Raw genomic sequence first — 18,868 nt, 5'->3', positions numbered from 1 at the left:
TGGTTGGGATTTTTCATTTTAACACCTGTAGTAATCTTCTCTCCTTCTTCTTCTAGATTTTACGCCCGACTACTAACAATATCCCACACTTTTAATTGTTATATTTACGATTCGAGTAAAGAAATCAATTGTGCGAGTTAATCGTTTCAATTTCAATATATAGAGAATACAAGAATGAGCTGTAATAGTTGTGGAACTGGTGGTGGTACGCCTGGTGGATGTAAAAATCATGGAACCTGTGGTACAAGTGGATGTAATAAATTAACGGTTTTTGACTGGCTAGCAAACATGGAGCTGCCCGATGGTCAAAAAGCTTTCCCATATGTGGAAGTACGTTTTAAAAATAGCAGAAAAGAATTCTTTCATAATTCAGAAGGTCTTCAGCTTAAAATAGGCGACATAGTTGCTACCGAGACTCAAAGTGGTCACGATATAGGAATAGTAACCATAACTGGTGAGTTAGTGCGTGTACAAATGAAACGCAAACGCATTAAAATAAATGGAGAAATTCCAAAAGTTTACCGCATCGCAAATGAAAAAGATGTGGAAAAATGGGTGACTGCTCGCGAGAAAGAAGAACCTATGAAAGTACGCGCTAGACAGATAGCGATACGTCTTCAACTTAAAATGAAGATCTCTGACATAGAATTTCAAGGTGATGGTTCTAAAGCAACCTTCTACTACACTGCCGATGATCGCGTAGATTTCAGAGAATTAATTAGAGAATACGCTTCAGAATTCAAGACTAGAATAGAAATGCGTCAGATAGGTCTGCGTCAGGAAGCTGCTCGTTTAGGCGGTATAGGATCGTGTGGTCGTGAATTGTGTTGTAGTACATGGTTAACAGATTTTAGATCTGTAACTACAGGTGCTGCTCGTTATCAAAACTTATCATTAAACCCACAGAAACTAGCGGGACAGTGTGGAAAATTAAAATGCTGTCTTAATTACGAGCTGGATTCTTACATGGACGCACTAAGTACGTTTCCTAAACAAAATCAAAAACTTTATACCGAAAAAGGAACCGCCGTATGTCAAAAAGTAGACATATTTAAAGGCTTAATGTGGTATTGTTATGAAGGTGACTGGATGAGCTGGCACACTCTTACTACAGAGCAAGTTCATGAAATAGTATCAAAAAACAAGGCTAAAGAAACAGTTGCTAGCATTGAAGAATATGCGAGCGAATTAATAGTAGAGGAAGAAGTTAGTTTTGAAAACGTAGTAGGTCAGGATAGTTTAACACGTTTTGATCAACCTAAGTCAAAATCAAAATCTCGCAACAAACGCAACAAGAAACGTAGACCTGCAAAGCCTCAAAATAAAACAACGACAGCAACTGCTGCTTCACCTAAAGAAGGACAGCCTGCTCGTAAACCTAGACCTAAACAAAACAACCGAACACCTAAGGCTAAAACTAACAACAACAACAACAACAACAACAACAACAACAACAACAACAACAACAACAACAACAACAAGCCTAACACTAAAAAACCTGCTAGCGCAAATAGAAACACTAATAAACCAAAACCGGCAAGTAACAATGCCACAAGTGAAACAAAGCCTAATAAGCCTAGAAATAACCGTAATAAAAGCCGTAATCGTAACAAAAACAACGATAGTAAACCGCCTAAAAAAGAAGATTAGTGAGAGTATTAATATGCATTTTAATAACATTAACGATAGTCTCTTGTGACGACTTGTTAGTAGACGCAAATTATGAAAGTCTACCACCTTCTGGATGGGACATTAATGATACAGCAACTTTTAACATTACACCGCAAGACACAACTACGGTCTATAATCTATATTTGAACCTGCGCAACACGCATGAATATGAGTATAATAACCTCTGGTTGATCTCACAGATAAAATTTCCTCATGGAAAAATCGTTACAGATACATTACAGTATGAAATGGCGGCACCAGATGGTAGTTTTTTAGGCACAGGATCAAATGACATCTATGAAAATAAATTATGGTTACGTGAAGGGGTACGCTTTCGCGAAAGCGGAACATACCAACTAGCACTTAAACACGCAATGAGAAAAACAGGAGAAGTAAAAGGAGACACCCAATTAAAAGGGATTCTTGAAGTAGGATATAGTATAGAAAAACAAGTGCAAGATGGCAGCAACTAAAGCACAAATAGCCCAAGAAAAAACAGACAAGAAAAAGAACATTTCTCTTTTCTGGAAAATTTATGCAGTAGGAATAGGGCTTGTAGTCCTTATGTTCTTACTAGCAGCATGGGAAGTATTCGGTGATTTACCAGATCACACAGCCCTAGAAAACCCACAAACAGAACTAGCTACCGAGATAGTAACTGTAGATGGTAAAACATTAGGTAGTTTTTATAACGATAACCGTAAACCTGTAAAATTTGACGATTTACCTCAAAACCTTATAGACGCACTAGTCTCAACAGAAGACGAGCGTTTCTGGGATCACAGTGGTATAGACGGTTATGGAACTGCTAGAGCCGCGGCCTTTTTAGGTAGTAAAGGTGGTGCAAGTACCATAACACAACAACTGGCAAAACTCTATTTTACAGAACAAGCTAGTAGCAACAAGCTAGAACGATTGATCCAAAAATTACGCGAGTGGATAATCACCTCTAGACTAGAGAAACAATATACTAAAGAAGAAATTATTACTCAATACCTTAATGAGTTTGATTTCTTAAAGCAAGCTATAGGTATACGTAGTGCGGCTAACATCTATTTTGGTAAAGAACCTATTGATCTTACTGTTTCAGAAAGTGCGGTTTTAGTAGCTATGCTTAAAAATCCTAGACAGTTTAATCCGCATAGAGAAATCTCAAAAGAAAAATCTTTTAACCGTCGTAATCAGGTGTTTTTCCAGATGGTACGTAATGGTAAAATGACAGAAGAGGTAAAAGATAGTCTTACAGCCTTACCTATCGTTTTAGACTACAATCCAGAAGGACATAATGATGGTATGGGAACTTATTTCCGTGAACATTTACGTGACTGGTTAAAAACCTGGGCAAAGGATAACATTAATCCAGAAACTGACAAGCCTTTTAACCTCTACAACGACGGATTAAAGATTAACGTGACCATAGATCACCGCATGCAAAAAATGGCCGAAGAAGCTGTTTATGCACACATGGAACGTTTACAGAAAGAGTTTGACCATCAACAGACACGTAACAAGACAGCACCTTTTACAGATCTTACAGATAACCAAATAGAAATCAGATTACAGTCTGCTATGAAAAGGTCGGAAAGATGGAGAGAAATGAAGAAAAAAGGTATTGCCGAAAAAGACATTATCAAAAGCTTCAATGAAAAGACAGACATGACCATCTTTGACTGGAAAGCAAAAGGCCGCGAGCGTGATACTGTAATGACTCCTATGGATTCCATACGTTACTACAAGAAGTTTTTACATACAGGTCTTATGTCATTAGAACCACAAACAGGTCATGTAAAAGCGTGGGTAGGTGGTATTAATCACAAACATTTTAAATATGATAACGTAGAGCAAGGTACACACCAGGCTGGTTCTACTTTTAAACCATTCTTATATTCTACGGCAATTGATCTTTTACATTATAGTCCATGTAAAACATTATCTGATGGAGAGTACACCATACCTGCAGGTAAACATGGTAATACAAAAGACTGGACACCTAAGGATTCTAACGGTGATTATGGTAACATGATGACGTTAAAAGAAGCACTAGCAAAATCAAAGAATACAATCTCTGCTAGACTTATGGATGAAGTAGGCCCACAGGCTGTACTAGATCGCGCAGCACAACTAGGTATAAATACAGACGGTATGGACGTTGTCCCTTCTCTAGCATTAGGTACTGCAGATGTAAACCTGTATGAAATGGTAGGTGCTTATGGTGTTTATGCAAATGGTGGAATTTATAATAAACCAGTTCTAGTAACGAGCATAGAAGATAAGAACGGTACAATTCTTTATCAATACATGCCAGAGAGTAAAGATGTAATGAATCCTGAAACAGCCTATGTTACGGTAAATCTTATGGAAGGTGTAACTAGAATAGGTAGTGGGGCAAAATTAAGAGGTAGCTGGGCAACTAAAAACAGTTTCTATAAAGAGGTGATCACAGATTATCCATATGATTTTAAAAACGACATTGCTGGTAAAACAGGAACGACTCAAAACAATTCTGATGGATGGTTTATGGGAATGGTTCCTAACCTAGTAACTGGTGTTTGGGTAGGTGGAGATGGTAAATCTATTCACTTTAAATCTACTAAATACGGTCAGGGTGCTACCATGGCATTACCTATATGGGGTAGTTATATGAAACGCCTTTATGCAGACGAGACCATCGATGTTTCTAAAGCGCCTTTCAAAAAACCAGAAGACCTCTCTATTGAGACCGATTGTGATGAGTATGAAAAGACTCAGAACAGCTCTCCTTTAGGTGGTAGTGAAGATGACGACTCTAGAGAATTTGACATGTAAATTATGATAGCAAAACTTTCATTAGAAAATATTTTATTTCTAGATATTGAGACCGTACCTCAACAGGAGAGTTTTGATTTATTAGATCCTATAGACCAACATCTATATGCTGATAAAACTAAATACCAGCGCAAAGAAGAATTCTCTCCGGCAGAGTTTTATGATCGCGCTGGTATTTGGGCAGAATTTGGTAAAATAGTATGTATATCTGTAGGTTATTTTGTTAACCGAGATAAAAAACAATTTAGGACTCGCAGTTTTGTCGGTGAAGAAAAAGAACTGTTAGAAGAATTCTCCAGTCTTTTAAAAGAACATTTTTCTAGTAGAAACAATCTGCTGTGTGCGCACAATGGTAAGGAATTTGATTTCCCTTACATTGCAAGAAGAATGATTATTACAGGTGTTGAGATTCCAGAAAAGCTGAACCTATTCGGTAAAAAGCCCTGGGAAGTGCCACACATAGACACCATGGAGTTATGGAAATTTGGCGATTATAAACACTACACTAGTTTAAAATTATTAACGCGTATTCTAGGTATTCCATCGCCTAAGGATGACATAGATGGATCACAAGTACGGGATGTATTCTATTTAGAAAATGACGTGCAACGCATAGCAAACTATTGTGAGAAGGATGTAGTTGCAGTAGCGCAAATAGTTCTCAAATTGCGTAAAGAATCTATACTTACAGATGAGCAAATCATCTCAAAATAATACCGTAGCATCCATAAAGGATCTTAACGTTAGCTTTTCAAATGGAAAAGAGAACGTTAAGGTGTTACATGATATCAATTTTGACATATTTAAAAACGAGATACTTGCCGTAGTTGGAGAATCTGGCAGTGGTAAATCTGTCACTAGCAAGGCACTTATGGGTTTACTACCTAATGCCACAGCACAAATAACAGCTCAAGAACTTTCTTTGTTGGGCAAGGATTTATTACTATTAAATGATGGAGAATGGTCTCGCTTTCGCGGAAGCGAGATAAGCATGATCTTTCAAGAACCTATGAGTTCTCTTAACCCTACTATAACCTGTGGACAGCAAGTCATAGAGATACTACAACAACATCAAAAAATTGATACATCGAGTGCTAGAAAAGAAGTTTTAGAGCTTTTTAAAAAGGTAAAACTACCTACTCCAGAAATAACGTTTTCAAAATACCCACATGAAATAAGTGGTGGACAGATGCAACGCGTTATGATTGCTATGGCAATTGCGTGCAAGCCTGCATTGTTAATTGCAGACGAGCCTACTACTGCACTAGATGTAACCGTGCAAAAAGAGATTATTTTATTACTCAAAGAATTGCAACAAGAATACGGGATGAGTATTCTCTTTATATCACACGATCTATCATTAGTACGTGCTATTGCTGATAGGATACTGGTTATGTATCAAGGTAAAATAGTAGAGCAAGGAACAAGTAAAACTATTTTTGAAACTCCTAAAGAAACATATACCAAGGCACTTATCGCATCCAGACCTAGTACTACAGAGCGCGTTAAAAAACTACCGACCATAAGTGATTTTATGCAACATACGGTAGACGGAGATTTGATCACTCCATCGCAACGAGCAGCTACACATAAAAATATTTATAACCAAGACCCTTTATTACAGCTAGTTGACATAGTAAAAGATTACCCACTCAAGAAAAAGCTTTTTAAAAAGCAAACCTATTTTAGAGCAGTAGATGGTGTCAGTCTTAATCTATATCCTGGTGAGAGTCTAGGACTAGTAGGAGAAAGTGGTTGTGGAAAAAGCACTCTAGGCAACCTGATTTTACGTTTGAAAGATGTGACCAGCGGTAAAATTATCTATCGCAATAGAGACATTACACATCTTACAGGCAAAGCAATGCGCGAGTTGAGAAAAGAGATTCAGATTATCTTTCAAGATCCTTTTGCTTCATTAAACCCACGACTTACTGTAGGGCAAGCTATTATTGAGCCTATGAAATGGCATGGTATAGGAGATAATCATGCTCATAGAAAAGAAAAGGTACTTACTTTATTAAAACGAGTAGGGTTAACTGAAGAGCATTACAACAGGTATCCACATGAATTTAGTGGTGGCCAGAGACAGCGCATAGGTATAGCAAGAACAGTAGCCTTAGAACCTAAGTTAATCGTATGTGATGAAAGTGTAAGTGCTCTCGACATTTCTGTACAAGCACAGGTTTTAAATCTTTTAAATGAGTTTAAAGCAGATTTTGGATTCTCTTATTTATTCATTTCCCATGACCTTGCGGTAGTTAAATACTTTTGCGATCAGGTTATTGTAATGAACAAAGGTAAAATAGAAGAAAGAAACGAGGCAGATGCTCTTTATGAAAATCCGCAAAGTGATTATACTAAAAAATTGATTGCGGCAATACCACAATAAATACCCTTTTTGAGAAATCATGCCTTATAAGCTGACAAAAGTCATCGTTGTGCAAGAGGAGTAATTATACTTTTGACTCAAAATTGAGATTATGTGTAGTTTAACTTCAAAATACAATGTTGCAGGACCTAGATATACCAGCTATCCTACAGTTCCATATTGGGACGCTAGCAACTTCTCTATAGATTTATGGAAACAAACTCTAGTAAAAAGTTTTAAAGAAAGTAATAGCACAGAAGGTATAAGTCTTTATATTCATTTACCTTTTTGCGAGAACATGTGTACATTTTGTGGATGCAATAAACGCATTACAAAAAATCATAGCGTTGAGATACCTTATATAAAATCTGTTTTAAAAGAACTTGATCTTTATATAAATCTCTTTGAAGAACAACCAGTTATAAAACAAATACATTTAGGTGGTGGTACACCTACATTCTTCTCACCAGAGCATTTAGATCAATTGATAAAGGGAATATTTTCAGTAGCTGTAAAAGCTCAAGAATGCGAATTCAGTTTTGAAGGACATCCTAACAACACGACTAAGAAACATCTGGAAACACTAGCTCAAAATGACTTTACCAGAGTATGCTACGGCGTGCAAGATTACAACCCTACTGTACAAAAAGCAATTAATCGCATACAGCCTTTTGAAAATGTGGAGAAAGCTACGGTAATGGCTAGAGATGCAGGTTTTAAATCTGTAGGACACGATATTATTTATGGTTTACCATTTCAGACTATAGATCATGTTATTCATACCATTAACAAGACTATAGAATTGCGTCCTGACCGTATTGCTTATTATAGTTATGCACACGTGCCCTGGATAAAAGGAAACGGACAGAGAGGTTTTAAAGACTCTGACTTGCCTACAGCCGTACAAAAACGTAAACAGTACGAGTTAGGTAAAAAAATGCTTACTAGCGCTGGCTATATAGAGATAGGAATGGATCATTTTGCACTAGCTACAGATAGCTTATATACTGCACAAGAAACTGGTACCATACACAGAAACTTCATGGGATACAGTGATAGTAAAACACAATTAATGATAGGTCTAGGCGTGTCTTCTATTAGTGATAGCTGGTACAGTTTTGCTCAAAATGTAAAAAACATTGAAGAATACCAGACACTTGTAGAAGAAGGAACGCTACCAGTATTTAGAGGTCATATCTTAAATAAGGAAGATCTTATCATAAGAAAGCATATTCTTAATCTTATGTGCAAATTTGAGACCTCATGGCAAGATGATACTATGTTCTTTAAAGAACTACCTGACGTACTTGTAAAACTATTAGAACTAGAGAAAGATGGTCTAGTAATTACTCATGCTCATAAGATTCAAATTACCGAAAAAGGAAGAGCCTATGTGCGTAATGTTTGTCTACCCTTTGACATGAGATTGCAACGTAAAAAACCAGATACTCAATTATTTTCTATGACGGTATAGATTGACATTTAAGTTTTAACTAAAAAAAGGAAAGCCTGCGGCTTTCCTTTTTTGTTATCTAGAAAGAACAAACATTAGAGGTCTACTTCTCTGTATCAGTACTTTTTTTATCACCGTTTGCTAGACTATAGACTACTAACACTAGCGCTATACAAACCACGGCAAACACACCTATTATAACAGTACCCATTCCCCAATTTACAAGAGGTAAAAAAATTGCTTTCATATAATTTAATTTATTAGTTAATGACAACTCTGGTTTGCCGATATCGTTTCCATAGCAACAGATTCTGATGGTGATATGTATTTAATACCTAATCCCAGACCTCTTACTATAAATAGTAATCCTATTATTATTACAAAAACAGGTATCAGCTTTAATACCTTTTGTTTTGCCTGTCCCTTTAAAAAATTACCTAGGTATATCGCGGTAGTCATTAAAGGCACTGTCCCTAGCCCAAAAAGAACCATGTATAAAGCGCCATATCCAGCACTACCAGAAGCTAAAGAACCGAAAACTGCCATATAGACTAAACCACAAGGCAATAAACCATTAAGAAAACCCATAGTGAAAAAAGTACCTGGATCTTTCTTTTTAAGTTCTTTTCCCATCGCACTTTTCACCCTTCCTACTAGAGCATATATAGGTCTAGAAAAGTTGTATTTATTAAATATCTTAGTAGGTATCAAAACCACTATAATCATCGCGACACCTATAATGATAGATAGCTGCTGTTGTATACCAAAAAGGTGCATGCTTTTACCTAAAAAACCAAATACAAAACCTAAAAAGCCATAGGTAAACAACCTACCTCCATGATAACCCAATAACTGGAAAAAGCGTTTACTCTTACTCTTGCGATCTAATGGCAATAAAAATGCAATAGGACCGCACATTCCCACACAGTGAAAACTACCCAGTAAACCAAATATGAGCGCAGACCACAACATTCTTAATAAAGTATTTCTTCTTTATACATGTAAGACTGCCCATCATACGTCCAGTCTATAGTAATATTCCAGCGACCGCCTATCATTTTATTGTCAGGTATGAGCAAATTATGATCAGATAGTGAAAGTTTAGTCTCAAAATCCAATACTTGATTAGACGGTCTATAAAGGAACATTTTACCTTTAATTTTCTCTACGTTTAGCTGCGATGGAAAAGTAATCATCCATCCGTTTTCAGTTCTTTTACTTACTATTTTCTCAGAGAGGTTATTTGCATTTGTCTCTGCATCTATCTCATTTTGATAGTACATTTCTTTCTCATAGTATTCTTCTGTTACTAGGTCATGACTATATCGCTGGTCTGTAATCATGGTGATTACAAAGTATAGTATAAAGCCTATAAAGCAAGACATACCTACTACTATTCCTGTTCCCCAATTCCATTTCATCTCCTTAATCCGATTTAGTCGGCGGCTATTAATTATTTAACTACTGCTTTCTTTTCTGTAGCAATAGATTTATTGGCCAGTTTTTCCATCATTAATTTTGCCTGGCAACTTTGATTTAAACCTGGTTGCCCTTTTTTACAACCCTGACAGCAATTCTTTTTTTCTGCACTCATAGTTAGATGTTTGTTACGCTTTCGCGAAAGCGGTATTAATTATAACTACGTGGTCCTAAAAAGGCTGTAGTAGTAGTTTCTATTACTTGATCACCACTCATAATTTCTATTTCTAGTCGCTCCTTATCAGTCTTAATAGCACTAGCATTAATTTCTATAAAAAGAGTTCCTTGCGTTAGTCCTGCCTCTGGCACAGTTACACTCGTGTTAGAAACCAGCTTAATTGTTCCTTTATGAGATTTTAAACGGAAGGTGATACTATCAATAGGTTCTACCGTTTTATTTACTAGTTTATAGGTATAGACATTACTAATAATATTATCTGCTTTATGTTCATATAACTGACCTGGTAATCTTAAAATACTTGCCTCTACATCATTGCGCAGAAATAGCATTCCTATTAACACGGCGGTAAGAATTCCTAAAACAACTATATACCCTTTAAGCCTAGGAGTCAGTTTAAATTTCTCACCCTTTTCAATGTTGTCTTCACTAGTGTAACGTATAAGACCCTTAGGTAGATCTACAGCTTCCATCATGTGGTCACACGCATCTATACAGGCTGTACAATTTACACATTCTAGTTGTGTACCATTACGTATATCTATTCCTGTAGGACAGACATGTACACATGCAGAACAGTCTATACAGTCACCTTTTCCTGATGCTGGACGATCTTCTTTCTTTTTAAACTTTGCTCTACCTTCTTCTTTCTCACCACGTTTATGATCATAGGCAACTATTATAGATTTATTATCAAGAAGAGCACCCTGTAAACGTCCATAAGGACATACTATAATACATACTTGCTCTCTAAACCAGGCAAAAATGAAGTAGAATACTCCTGTAAAAATCATTAAAGAAATGAGCGTACTTCCATGTTGCGACGGCCCGTCTGTAATGTATCTAATAAGCTCATCACTACCGATTAAGTAAGCTAAGAATATGTTTGCTATTAAGAACGAGATAATAAAAAAGATGCTCCATTTGAGAACTCTTTTTCTGATTTTTTCAGCATTCCATGGCATTTTTGCAAGACGTATTTGCTTACCTCTATCTCCATCTATCCAGTACTCGATACGTCTGAAAACCATTTCCATAAAAATGGTTTGTGGACATATCCAGCCACAAAATAAACGCCCAAAGGCTACTGTAAAAAAGATAACAAAGACTACCCCTATAATCATCATGATTACAAATAAGTAAAAGTCCTGAGGCCAAAACGGAAAACCGAATATATTAAAACGACGTTCTAAAATATTGAACATCATGAACTGGTTGCCATTGATTTTTATGAATGGCGCAGAGAACAAAATAAGTAATAAAGCATAACTCACATACTTGCGATACTCATACCATTTACCTGAGGGCTTTTTAGGGAATACCCATGCACGCTTACCTTCTTCATTAAGCGTGCCTATGGTATCTCTAAAATTTTCTTGACCTTGATCTGCCATGATGATTTATTTATTTTTAAAAAACAGTCAACTCTTTTGAGTCGCCTAGTAGCAGTAAAAAAACAGCGTCAAAAACGCCTACTACAGAATGTTTTATATCCTTAGGGATATCAAAAGAGTCAAAACGTTCTAAACGATAACTGTGTGTTGCCGTATTAAAATCTATCTCTCCTTGTACTACCATTAATTTTGCCTTTTCTTGTGCAATATGTTCTGGTAATTCTACTCCACGACGCAATCCTATCGCTAGCAGTTTCTTTCCTGCTTTCTCATAAATCTGTTTTATGAGAGGTTCTTTACTCGATGCTAGCGCTTCAGACATTTCATTAAGAATAAGCATCTTACTGTTTTTAATTATTAATATCTACTACTATAATAGAGTCCTGAACGATCTCTTCTACCTCTGGTTGAGTTTCTACAGGCGCATTAGGGTCTATCCATAAATCACCTTCTGGCTCTTTAGGGTCTGCAGGAGTTGTACCTTGAAAATTGATGACATAACTAGCTACTTGAGCCATTTGTGCTGGTTTTAAATCTTTTTTCCAAGAAACCATTCCTTTTCCAGATCTACCACCTTCAGATATGGTATTAAATACATTTTTAATACCGCCACCTAGAATCCAGTGTTTATCGGTAAGATTAGGACCGATACCACCACCACCATCTATCTTGTGACAGGCGATACAGTTCTCTCCAAAAATGGCTTCACCTGCTTTAAGGTCTGCAGCATCGGTAAGCAATACAACCGTATTTACATCTACTAGATCTTTTGCGGTTTTTTTCCATTCTTCTATTTCTATTTTTGCAGCAGCGACAGCTGTTTCATATTCTTCTTCTTGATTATAGTCATTAAAGACTTCAAATCTTACCAGATAAATAACTGCAAATATGATAGATGCATAGAATCCATAAACCCACCATGGCGGTAAATTGTTATCTAATTCTTGAATACCATCATAGTTATGGTCTAGAATAATCTCGTGCTCATCTTCTATATCTCTACTTCCTAATGATGCTTTGTATTTATCCTTAATCCATTTAAATTGATTTGCCTTTGCGACAGCGGCATTCTCATCGTACTTTTCTTGAGCTTCTGGTTTAAGACTATGGTATAAAATACTTTGTAAAGTCGTCACACAAGCTTCTCCTGCTATATAAAACAGTATAATAACACCTAGAATAGCCCATAATAATGGTTGCTCTATAAATATAGATTCTTCTCCTGTGGTCCCTATCCAATCAAGGAATAAGTACCCCAAAATAGCTACTCCTAATACACGTAAATATGATGCTGTATTTCTCATTATTTTAATTGATTAGGGTTAATAGTATCATCATTAAGCGGGATATTACTTACCTCTACAATATGTGATTTCTTTGCGGTAAATACCCACCAGAATAATCCCATGAAAAAGAAGAAAAATATAAGTAATGATATCAATGGATAGATCTCTACTCCATCAATGTTTTCTAGGTTTCCTTTTATAAATTTCAACATAACTTATTGATTTATGTTTAGTGCAGTACCATCTGCAGTTGTAACTTTAATATCTGTTCCTAAGCGTTGTAGGTATGCGATAATTGCGATCAATTCACGGTTGCGCATTTCTATAAACTCTTCTCCATTATCTAGAGCATACTTCTTATCTGCCTCATAGGTTTTTGCAAAATCAGGATCACTATAAAGATTTTTTTCTATCTCGATACCTTGTTCTAGCATCCATTCTTGTGCGCGGTCTATTTCTTCTTGAGTATATGGCACACCTAAGGACACCATAGCTTCCATCTTAGTTTCTGTAGAACTTTTATCCAGCTCATTTTGAATAAGCCATTTATAAGATGGCATTATAGAACCCTCTGACGTACTCTGCGGATCGTAAAAGTGATTTAAGTGCCAGTTATCACTGTACTTACCACCTACACGTAATAAATCTGGACCGGTACGTTTACTACCCCATAAAAATGGATGGTCGTAAACAAATTCTCCTGCCTTAGCATATTCTCCATATCGCTCTACTTCACTTCTAAATGGACGCACCATTTGAGAGTGACACCCTACACAACCTTCTCTTATGTATATATCACGACCTTCTAGTTCTAGAGGTGTATATGGTTTTACACTTGAGATTACTGGTATATAATCGTCTACCATTAAGGATGGAATAATTTGCACCATACCACCTATAAGAATAGCTACTGTAGCAAACAAGGTTAATTTAACTGGTCTTCTTTCTAACCAGGTATGGTATCCTTCTTTATTAGTACGGTTCTTAGTTACTTTTTCAAGAGCTGCTGCTTCGGCAAGCTCATCAGTTACTTGAGAACCAGCTCTAGCTGTCATAATAAGGTTGCAAACACCTGTTAAAGCACCTATAATAAACATAGTTCCTCCTATAGCACGCATCCAGTACATAGGGATAATTTCTATAAGTGTTTCTAAGAAAGAGTAGGTTAATCTACCATCTGGATTAAATTCTTTCCACATTAACGCTTGTTGAAAACCAGCCACATACATAGGTAATGCGTATAATATGATTCCTAATGTTCCTATCCAGAAATGCGCATTGGCTAGTTTTGTAGACCATAACTTTGTCTTAAATAATCTAGGTACCATCCAGTAAACCATACCAAAGGTTAAGAAACCATTCCACGCTAGTGCTCCTACATGCACGTGAGCGATAACCCAGTCACTAAAGTGAGCAATAGCATTTACATTTTTAAGAGATAACATAGGTCCCTCAAAGGTGGCCATACCATATCCTGTAATGGCTACTACCATAAATTTTAAAACAGGATCTGTACGAACTTTATCCCATGCACCACGTAGGGTTAACAATCCGTTAATCATACCACCCCAAGATGGAGCAAGCAACATAATTGAAAAAGCAACACCTAGGTTTTGTGCCCAGTCTGGTAATGCAGAGTATAGTAAATGGTGCGGTCCTGCCCATATATAAATAAAGATCAATGACCAGAAGTGAACTATAGATAATCTATAAGAATACACCGGTCTATTTGCTGCTTTAGGTACAAAGTAATACATCAAACCTAAGAAAGGTGTGGTTAGAAAAAAGGCAACCGCGTTATGTCCGTACCACCATTGCACCAGCGCATCTTGCACACCAGCATACATAGAATAACTCTTAAGAGCTCCTACAGGTACTTCCATACTATTAACTATATGTAAAACTGCTACGGTAACAAATGTCCCTAGATAGAACCATATCGCAACATATAAATGTCGCTGTCTTCTTTTAAGAATAGTACCTATAAGGTTAGCACCAAAAGCAACCCAAATAATAGCGATAGCTATATCAAATGGCCATTCTAACTCTGCATATTCTTTTGAAGTTGTATAACCTAGAGGTAGTGTTATCGCAGCACCTACTATGATAGCCTGCCAACCCCAAAAGTTTAATTTACTCAACCAGTCTTTCCACATTCTTGCCTTAAGAAGACGCTGACTAGAATAATAAACTCCAGCAAAAATGGCATTTCCTACAAATGCAAATATGACCGCATTAGTATGTAATGGACGTAAACGACCAAAACTTAACCACGAGATACCATCTGTCAGGTTAGGAAATAAAAACATAAAGGCTAGTAGCAGCCCTACACTCATTCCTACAACGCCCCAGAACATTGTAGCAATGATAAAATTGCGTACGATTTTGTTATCGTAATAAAACTTTTGTAATTCCATAGTTACTTGAGTTGATCTTTCAATAAAATAGGTTGATTTGATTTTGCGCTGTCCGTGCCCTTTTCCTTAATAAGCTCATCGTCAAAAAGCATGCGCACAGACGGTGTGTATGTGTCGTCATACTGCCCCTTTTTAACCGATAGAATAAAGGCTACAAAGAAGATAACTGCGACACAAACGCTTATTGCGAGAAGCATATAAATGATATTCATAGTTGTTTAATAAAGTGGTAAAATTACCGTGGTAACCTTTTACAAACGATGACATATGTCAGCTTTTGAATTTAATTGTGTGTAAAAAATCACACCATTATGTATAATCCTAACAGGGCTGTAGACTGCTGTAATGTATTGATAGAGATACCTTTCACATCTTCCTTTGTAAAAGACTGTTGCTCTAGTGACTTTAATTGTGCTTGTGCATTATGGTATTCTCTTTTAAAATACTGTTGCATCACTGCACACGCAGTACAATTACTTTGCATGTATAAATTCTTGAGAGTGTTTAATTCTAAATCGAGTTGAAGAGCTTCCTTTTTCATCTTAAATTGTTGTTTTGTGGTTAAGTTTTCTCCCTAAGAAATAGGTGTAAATAGTAGTAAATACAACTATACTTATAGAACTAAGCGGCATTAAAATAGCAGCAACTACAGGAGCTAGATGTCCAGAAATGGCAAACCCTAGGCCTACTAGATTGTAAATAAGCGAGAATATAAAGGCATACTGTATGACCTTTTTCCCTTTACGAGATAGATCTATAAAGGTGGTAATATCTTTAAAACGTGTAGCATCGATTATACCGTCACAAGCAGGTGAAAAAACATTTACATTTTCTGAAATGACCAGTCCTACATTACTTTGAGCAAGTGCACCAGCATCATTTAGCCCATCGCCTATCATAAGGACTTTCTTACCATGACTCTGTAATTCTTTGATGTAATTAAGTTTATCGCCTGGTTTCTGATTAAACACTAATGCGGTATTCTTAGGCAGTATATTTTCTAAATGCTCTTTCTCTCCTTCATTATCTCCAGATAAAACTGCTAGATCACAATCCACAGAAAGTGTGTCAAACACATGCTTCATGCCGTCACGGTATTCGTTATAGAACACATAACAACCTTTATACACTTCATTTGCACTTATGTGCACCGTGGTTTGATTTAAATCCGCTTTCGCGAAAGCGGAACTACCATCAGACACAAATGCATAAGAACCCACTTTTACACGATTGTTATTGAGCACACCAGTAATTCCTTTACCTATCTCTTCACTAAAATCGTCTAGTGAGCAGATGTTGTTTTCTTGTAACATACCATAAAGTGAACGGCTCAATGGATGGTTAGACGCTCTCAATGTAGAGGTAAGCAAAGACTGCTCATCTACCGTTAATGCGATACCCTCATAAGTAATAACACTTTTATGACTGGTAGTAAGCGTACCTGTTTTATCAAAAACCACAGTATCTATAGAAGCCAGCTGTTCTATAATGCTGCTGTTTTTTAAATAGAATTTATGCTTACCAAAAATCCTAAGTAAATTACCTAATGTAAAAGGTGCTGCAAGAGCTATGGCACATGGACAGGCTACTATAAGAACCGCGGTAAATACATTAAGCGCAAGAGAAGGCTGGTACCACAACCAGAACATAGTTGCCAGTACCGCTATACTCAAAATACTGATGGTAAAACGCTTACTTATCTGGTCTGTAATACTCTGGAAAAGACTCTCGGCGCTTTTATTAAAAATCTCGTTAGACCATAATTGCGTTAAATAACTTTGCTCTACAGATTTTAAAACATCCAGTTCTATAACGCCAGCCTGCTGTCTACCACCTGCATATAGTTTATCTCCAGAGTTTTTACTAACAGGCTCTGCCTCGCCAGTTACAAAGCTATAATCTATAAGTGCGTTACCTTTAATAAGAATACCATCTACTGGTATGAGTTCTCCGTTTCTTATCACGATCCTGTCGCCAGCTACTAGATCATAAACCTGTGCTTGTTCTTCCTTGCTAGAATCTGCTTTGTCTAATCGTGTTACCGCTATCGGGAAATATGATTTATAATCTCTTTCAAAAGATAAAAATGAATAGGTTTTTTGCTGAAAAAACTTACCTAATAATAAGAAAAAAACCAGACCAGCCATACTGTCTAAAAAGCCAGTACCCCAATCCATTACTATCTCTACCGTAGAACGTAGAAACAACACAAGAATACCTATCGCAATAGGTACATCTATATTAAGCATTCTAGAACGCACACTTTTATAAGCAGACACTAGATAATCACTACCAGAATAGAATACCACCGGTAACGCAAACACAAACATTAACCACCTAAATATATATTTATAACGCTCTAACCAAAACTCTGACACCTCAAAGTACTCTGGAAAAGATAAAAACATAATATTACCAAAAGCAAAACCTGCAATACCTAACTTATAAATAAGACTGCGATCTATAGTAGAGGTTTTCTTTGTTGCGTCATCTAGAGATATGTAGGGCTCATACCCTATTTTACACAACAATAAAACCAGTTGATGTAAATTTAATTGAGCAGAATTATAGGTAATACGCACACTTTTCTTAGGGAAATTAACCTGAGAGGTAGTAACATCTGGATGCAATTTATTTAGGTTTTCTAAAACCCATATACAAGAACTACAGTGTATAGAAGGAATAACAAAAGTGACTACCTGTACATCTTGCTCGTCAAATTCTAGTAGCTTTTTTGCAATTACATCGTTCTCTAAGAAATCAAACTTACCTTCAAATCTAGATGGTGTTGTCCCAGGAGATTGCTCTAACTCGTAATAATACGAGAGATCATTATCATTAAGAATATCAAAAACGGTTTTACACCCATGACAGCAAAAATACTTATCCTGGTGCTCAATAACTGTAGTTGTACAGTCATCACCGCAATGGAAACATGATTCCATAGTTTATTAAATTTGCTCATTATACCTAATGCAAATTTGCTCATACTTCTCGCTTTAAAACGATGACTTTTGTCACCTGCCTTTTTTAACTCAATTATAAGATTTACATCGCATTTACTTTGCGGTAGTAAATAACCTCTGTACCTTTAAGACTTTATCCATAATATGAATAGCCACGTAGAAGGTCGTTGTGAAAACTGTATAGTAAGACAGTTAAACTCATTAAAAGCTCTTAATAAAGAAGAGCTTAAACGTATTTCTGATAGTAAAACCTCAAAATCTATTAAAAAGGGGGCTACTATCTTTGAAGAAGGAGAACGTCTAGACGGTGTTTATTGTGTGCGCAATGGTGTTTCTAAATTATCTAAGTTAAGTGATAATGGAAAAGATACCATAGTGAAAATAGCAACTAAAGGTGAGGTACTAGGTCAACGCTCTGTCATAACTGAAGAAAAGACCAACCTAAGCGCTGTGGCTTTAAACGATATGGAAGTGTGTTACATTCCTAAAAAACACCTTACAGACAGTCTAGATTCTAATCCTAATTTTACTAAGGCTATATTAATCCACATGGCAAATGATCTCAAATTTGCAGATAATGTGATTGTAAACATGGCACAAAAGACAGTAAAACAACGTGTTGCAGAGACCTTGATGTATCTAGATAAAAACTTTGGCACAGATGCTGACGGTTACATAATCATGACTCTTACTAGAGAAGATATCGCAAATGTAGTAGGTACTGCAAAGGAGGCTTGTATAAGAACTCTCACCATATTTAAGAAAGAAGGTTGGATAAGCACCGACGGTAAACGTATAAAATTAGAAGATAAAAAAGCCCTCTACAGGTTAGTAGAAGGCTTGTAGTTTTT

Annotated in this window: 19 protein-coding genes; 7 read left to right on the top strand and 12 right to left on the bottom strand. The window is 36.4% G+C overall.

The window, feature by feature from the left end; all coding sequences use genetic code 11:
• Positions 1 to 174 precede the first annotated feature (174 nt).
• The 6 genes from ACJJVJ_RS11015 (at position 175) to hemN (ending at position 8,318) form a co-directional block, all read left to right on the top strand.
• Positions 175 to 1,650 (top strand): stage 0 sporulation family protein, encoded by a 1,476-nt coding sequence (locus tag ACJJVJ_RS11015; protein ID WP_405370281.1) that lies wholly within the window; start codon positions 175 to 177, stop codon positions 1,648 to 1,650.
• Positions 1,650 to 2,144, top strand: coding sequence for a gliding motility lipoprotein GldH (locus ACJJVJ_RS11010; RefSeq protein WP_405370279.1), 495 nt, complete (start codon positions 1,650 to 1,652; stop codon positions 2,142 to 2,144). The genes ACJJVJ_RS11015 and ACJJVJ_RS11010 overlap by 1 nt, the downstream gene beginning before the upstream one ends.
• Positions 2,131 to 4,476, top strand: coding sequence for a transglycosylase domain-containing protein (locus ACJJVJ_RS11005; RefSeq protein ID WP_405370277.1), 2,346 nt, complete (start codon positions 2,131 to 2,133; stop codon positions 4,474 to 4,476). Before ACJJVJ_RS11010 ends, ACJJVJ_RS11005 begins: the two co-directional genes overlap by 14 nt.
• Positions 4,477 to 4,479: 3 nt before the next feature.
• The gene (locus ACJJVJ_RS11000; RefSeq protein ID WP_104514063.1) at positions 4,480 to 5,190 is read left to right on the top strand and encodes a 3'-5' exonuclease; all 711 of its coding nucleotides are present in this window, start codon (positions 4,480 to 4,482) and stop codon (positions 5,188 to 5,190) included.
• Positions 5,168 to 6,865, top strand: a complete 1,698-nt coding sequence (locus ACJJVJ_RS10995) for an ABC transporter ATP-binding protein (RefSeq protein ID WP_405370274.1) — start codon at positions 5,168 to 5,170, stop codon at positions 6,863 to 6,865. The genes ACJJVJ_RS11000 and ACJJVJ_RS10995 overlap by 23 nt, the downstream gene beginning before the upstream one ends.
• A gap of 91 nt (positions 6,866 to 6,956) precedes the next feature.
• Positions 6,957 to 8,318 carry an oxygen-independent coproporphyrinogen III oxidase gene (gene hemN, locus ACJJVJ_RS10990; protein WP_405370272.1) on the top strand — a complete coding sequence of 454 codons (1,362 nt, stop codon included), beginning with the start codon at positions 6,957 to 6,959 and terminating at the stop codon, positions 8,316 to 8,318.
• Between the two features lie 82 nt (positions 8,319 to 8,400).
• Here the strand turns inward: hemN and ACJJVJ_RS10985 are convergent, their stop codons facing one another.
• The 12 genes from ACJJVJ_RS10985 to ACJJVJ_RS10930 all read right to left on the bottom strand — a co-directional run bounded on the left by ACJJVJ_RS10985 (position 8,401) and on the right by ACJJVJ_RS10930 (position 17,996).
• Positions 8,401 to 8,544, bottom strand: a complete 144-nt coding sequence (locus ACJJVJ_RS10985; RefSeq protein WP_405370270.1) for a hypothetical protein — start codon at positions 8,542 to 8,544, stop codon at positions 8,401 to 8,403.
• Positions 8,545 to 8,561: 17 nt separating this feature from the next.
• Positions 8,562 to 9,269 carry a sulfite exporter TauE/SafE family protein gene (locus ACJJVJ_RS10980; protein WP_104514066.1) on the bottom strand — a complete coding sequence of 236 codons (708 nt, stop codon included), beginning with the start codon at positions 9,267 to 9,269 and terminating at the stop codon, positions 8,562 to 8,564.
• Positions 9,270 to 9,271: 2 nt separating this feature from the next.
• Entirely contained in the window at positions 9,272 to 9,718 is a 447-nt protein-coding gene (locus tag ACJJVJ_RS10975; RefSeq protein ID WP_405370268.1) for a FixH family protein, read from the bottom strand.
• Positions 9,719 to 9,750: 32 nt separating this feature from the next.
• Positions 9,751 to 9,891 carry a hypothetical protein gene (locus ACJJVJ_RS10970; RefSeq protein ID WP_170034474.1) on the bottom strand — a complete coding sequence of 47 codons (141 nt, stop codon included), beginning with the start codon at positions 9,889 to 9,891 and terminating at the stop codon, positions 9,751 to 9,753.
• Between the two features lie 35 nt (positions 9,892 to 9,926).
• The gene (ccoG, locus tag ACJJVJ_RS10965) at positions 9,927 to 11,348 is read right to left on the bottom strand and encodes a cytochrome c oxidase accessory protein CcoG (protein WP_104514068.1); all 1,422 of its coding nucleotides are present in this window, start codon (positions 11,346 to 11,348) and stop codon (positions 9,927 to 9,929) included.
• Between the two features lie 16 nt (positions 11,349 to 11,364).
• The gene (locus ACJJVJ_RS10960; protein ID WP_104514069.1) at positions 11,365 to 11,688 is read right to left on the bottom strand and encodes a hypothetical protein; all 324 of its coding nucleotides are present in this window, start codon (positions 11,686 to 11,688) and stop codon (positions 11,365 to 11,367) included.
• A 10-nt stretch (positions 11,689 to 11,698) separates the two neighbouring features.
• Positions 11,699 to 12,652 (bottom strand): cbb3-type cytochrome c oxidase N-terminal domain-containing protein, encoded by a 954-nt coding sequence (locus ACJJVJ_RS10955; RefSeq protein ID WP_405370266.1) that lies wholly within the window; start codon positions 12,650 to 12,652, stop codon positions 11,699 to 11,701.
• Positions 12,652 to 12,846, bottom strand: coding sequence for a CcoQ/FixQ family Cbb3-type cytochrome c oxidase assembly chaperone (locus ACJJVJ_RS10950; protein WP_104514071.1), 195 nt, complete (start codon positions 12,844 to 12,846; stop codon positions 12,652 to 12,654). The genes ACJJVJ_RS10955 and ACJJVJ_RS10950 overlap by 1 nt, the downstream gene beginning before the upstream one ends.
• A 3-nt stretch (positions 12,847 to 12,849) precedes the next feature.
• Positions 12,850 to 15,051 carry a cytochrome-c oxidase, cbb3-type subunit I gene (ccoN, locus tag ACJJVJ_RS10945; protein WP_104514072.1) on the bottom strand — a complete coding sequence of 734 codons (2,202 nt, stop codon included), beginning with the start codon at positions 15,049 to 15,051 and terminating at the stop codon, positions 12,850 to 12,852.
• A gap of 2 nt (positions 15,052 to 15,053) precedes the next feature.
• On the bottom strand, positions 15,054 to 15,263 hold the full coding sequence (ccoS, locus tag ACJJVJ_RS10940; protein WP_104514073.1) for a cbb3-type cytochrome oxidase assembly protein CcoS: 210 nt from the start codon (positions 15,261 to 15,263) through the stop codon (positions 15,054 to 15,056).
• 89 nt (positions 15,264 to 15,352) lie between these two features.
• A complete protein-coding gene (locus tag ACJJVJ_RS10935; RefSeq protein WP_104514074.1) occupies positions 15,353 to 15,592 on the bottom strand; it encodes a hypothetical protein in 240 nt (79 codons plus the stop codon).
• Between the two features lies 1 nt (position 15,593).
• Positions 15,594 to 17,996 carry a heavy metal translocating P-type ATPase gene (locus ACJJVJ_RS10930; RefSeq protein WP_405370262.1) on the bottom strand — a complete coding sequence of 801 codons (2,403 nt, stop codon included), beginning with the start codon at positions 17,994 to 17,996 and terminating at the stop codon, positions 15,594 to 15,596.
• Between the two features lie 165 nt (positions 17,997 to 18,161).
• Between ACJJVJ_RS10930 and ACJJVJ_RS10925 the strand changes: the two genes are divergently transcribed.
• On the top strand, positions 18,162 to 18,863 hold the full coding sequence (locus ACJJVJ_RS10925) for a Crp/Fnr family transcriptional regulator (RefSeq protein WP_405370260.1): 702 nt from the start codon (positions 18,162 to 18,164) through the stop codon (positions 18,861 to 18,863).
• Positions 18,864 to 18,868 lie beyond the last annotated feature (5 nt).

The sequence above is a fragment of the Nonlabens sp. Asnod2-A12 genome, assembly GCF_045063745.1.
Lineage (GTDB): Bacteria > Bacteroidota > Bacteroidia > Flavobacteriales > Flavobacteriaceae > Nonlabens > Nonlabens xylanidelens.
The sequence above is the reverse complement of the archived record's forward strand: the minus strand, read 5'-3'. Positions and strand labels throughout refer to the sequence as shown.

What these genes read in the sequence shown, in the direction of transcription:
- ACJJVJ_RS11015 (WP_405370281.1), top strand. Translation starts at nt 175, where the DNA reads ATGAGCTGTAATAGTTGTGGAACTGGTGGTGGTACGCCTGGTGGATGT.
- ACJJVJ_RS10970 (WP_170034474.1), bottom strand. Translation starts at nt 9,891, where the DNA reads ATGAGTGCAGAAAAAAAGAATTGCTGTCAGGGTTGTAAAAAAGGGCAA.
- ACJJVJ_RS10955 (WP_405370266.1), bottom strand. Translation starts at nt 12,652, where the DNA reads ATGAGAAATACAGCATCATATTTACGTGTATTAGGAGTAGCTATTTTG.
- ACJJVJ_RS10975 (WP_405370268.1), bottom strand. Translation starts at nt 9,718, where the DNA reads ATGAAATGGAATTGGGGAACAGGAATAGTAGTAGGTATGTCTTGCTTT.
- ACJJVJ_RS10960 (WP_104514069.1), bottom strand. Translation starts at nt 11,688, where the DNA reads ATGCTTATTCTTAATGAAATGTCTGAAGCGCTAGCATCGAGTAAAGAA.
- ACJJVJ_RS10985 (WP_405370270.1), bottom strand. Translation starts at nt 8,544, where the DNA reads ATGAAAGCAATTTTTTTACCTCTTGTAAATTGGGGAATGGGTACTGTT.
- ccoS (WP_104514073.1), bottom strand. Translation starts at nt 15,263, where the DNA reads ATGAATATCATTTATATGCTTCTCGCAATAAGCGTTTGTGTCGCAGTT.
- ACJJVJ_RS10980 (WP_104514066.1), bottom strand. Translation starts at nt 9,269, where the DNA reads ATGTTGTGGTCTGCGCTCATATTTGGTTTACTGGGTAGTTTTCACTGT.
- ACJJVJ_RS10950 (WP_104514071.1), bottom strand. Translation starts at nt 12,846, where the DNA reads ATGTTGAAATTTATAAAAGGAAACCTAGAAAACATTGATGGAGTAGAG.
- ACJJVJ_RS10925 (WP_405370260.1), top strand. Translation starts at nt 18,162, where the DNA reads ATGAATAGCCACGTAGAAGGTCGTTGTGAAAACTGTATAGTAAGACAG.
- ACJJVJ_RS11005 (WP_405370277.1), top strand. Translation starts at nt 2,131, where the DNA reads ATGGCAGCAACTAAAGCACAAATAGCCCAAGAAAAAACAGACAAGAAA.
- ACJJVJ_RS10935 (WP_104514074.1), bottom strand. Translation starts at nt 15,592, where the DNA reads ATGAAAAAGGAAGCTCTTCAACTCGATTTAGAATTAAACACTCTCAAG.
- ccoG (WP_104514068.1), bottom strand. Translation starts at nt 11,348, where the DNA reads ATGGCAGATCAAGGTCAAGAAAATTTTAGAGATACCATAGGCACGCTT.
- ACJJVJ_RS11000 (WP_104514063.1), top strand. Translation starts at nt 4,480, where the DNA reads ATGATAGCAAAACTTTCATTAGAAAATATTTTATTTCTAGATATTGAG.
- hemN (WP_405370272.1), top strand. Translation starts at nt 6,957, where the DNA reads ATGTGTAGTTTAACTTCAAAATACAATGTTGCAGGACCTAGATATACC.
- ACJJVJ_RS10930 (WP_405370262.1), bottom strand. Translation starts at nt 17,996, where the DNA reads ATGGAATCATGTTTCCATTGCGGTGATGACTGTACAACTACAGTTATT.
- ACJJVJ_RS10995 (WP_405370274.1), top strand. Translation starts at nt 5,168, where the DNA reads ATGAGCAAATCATCTCAAAATAATACCGTAGCATCCATAAAGGATCTT.
- ccoN (WP_104514072.1), bottom strand. Translation starts at nt 15,051, where the DNA reads ATGGAATTACAAAAGTTTTATTACGATAACAAAATCGTACGCAATTTT.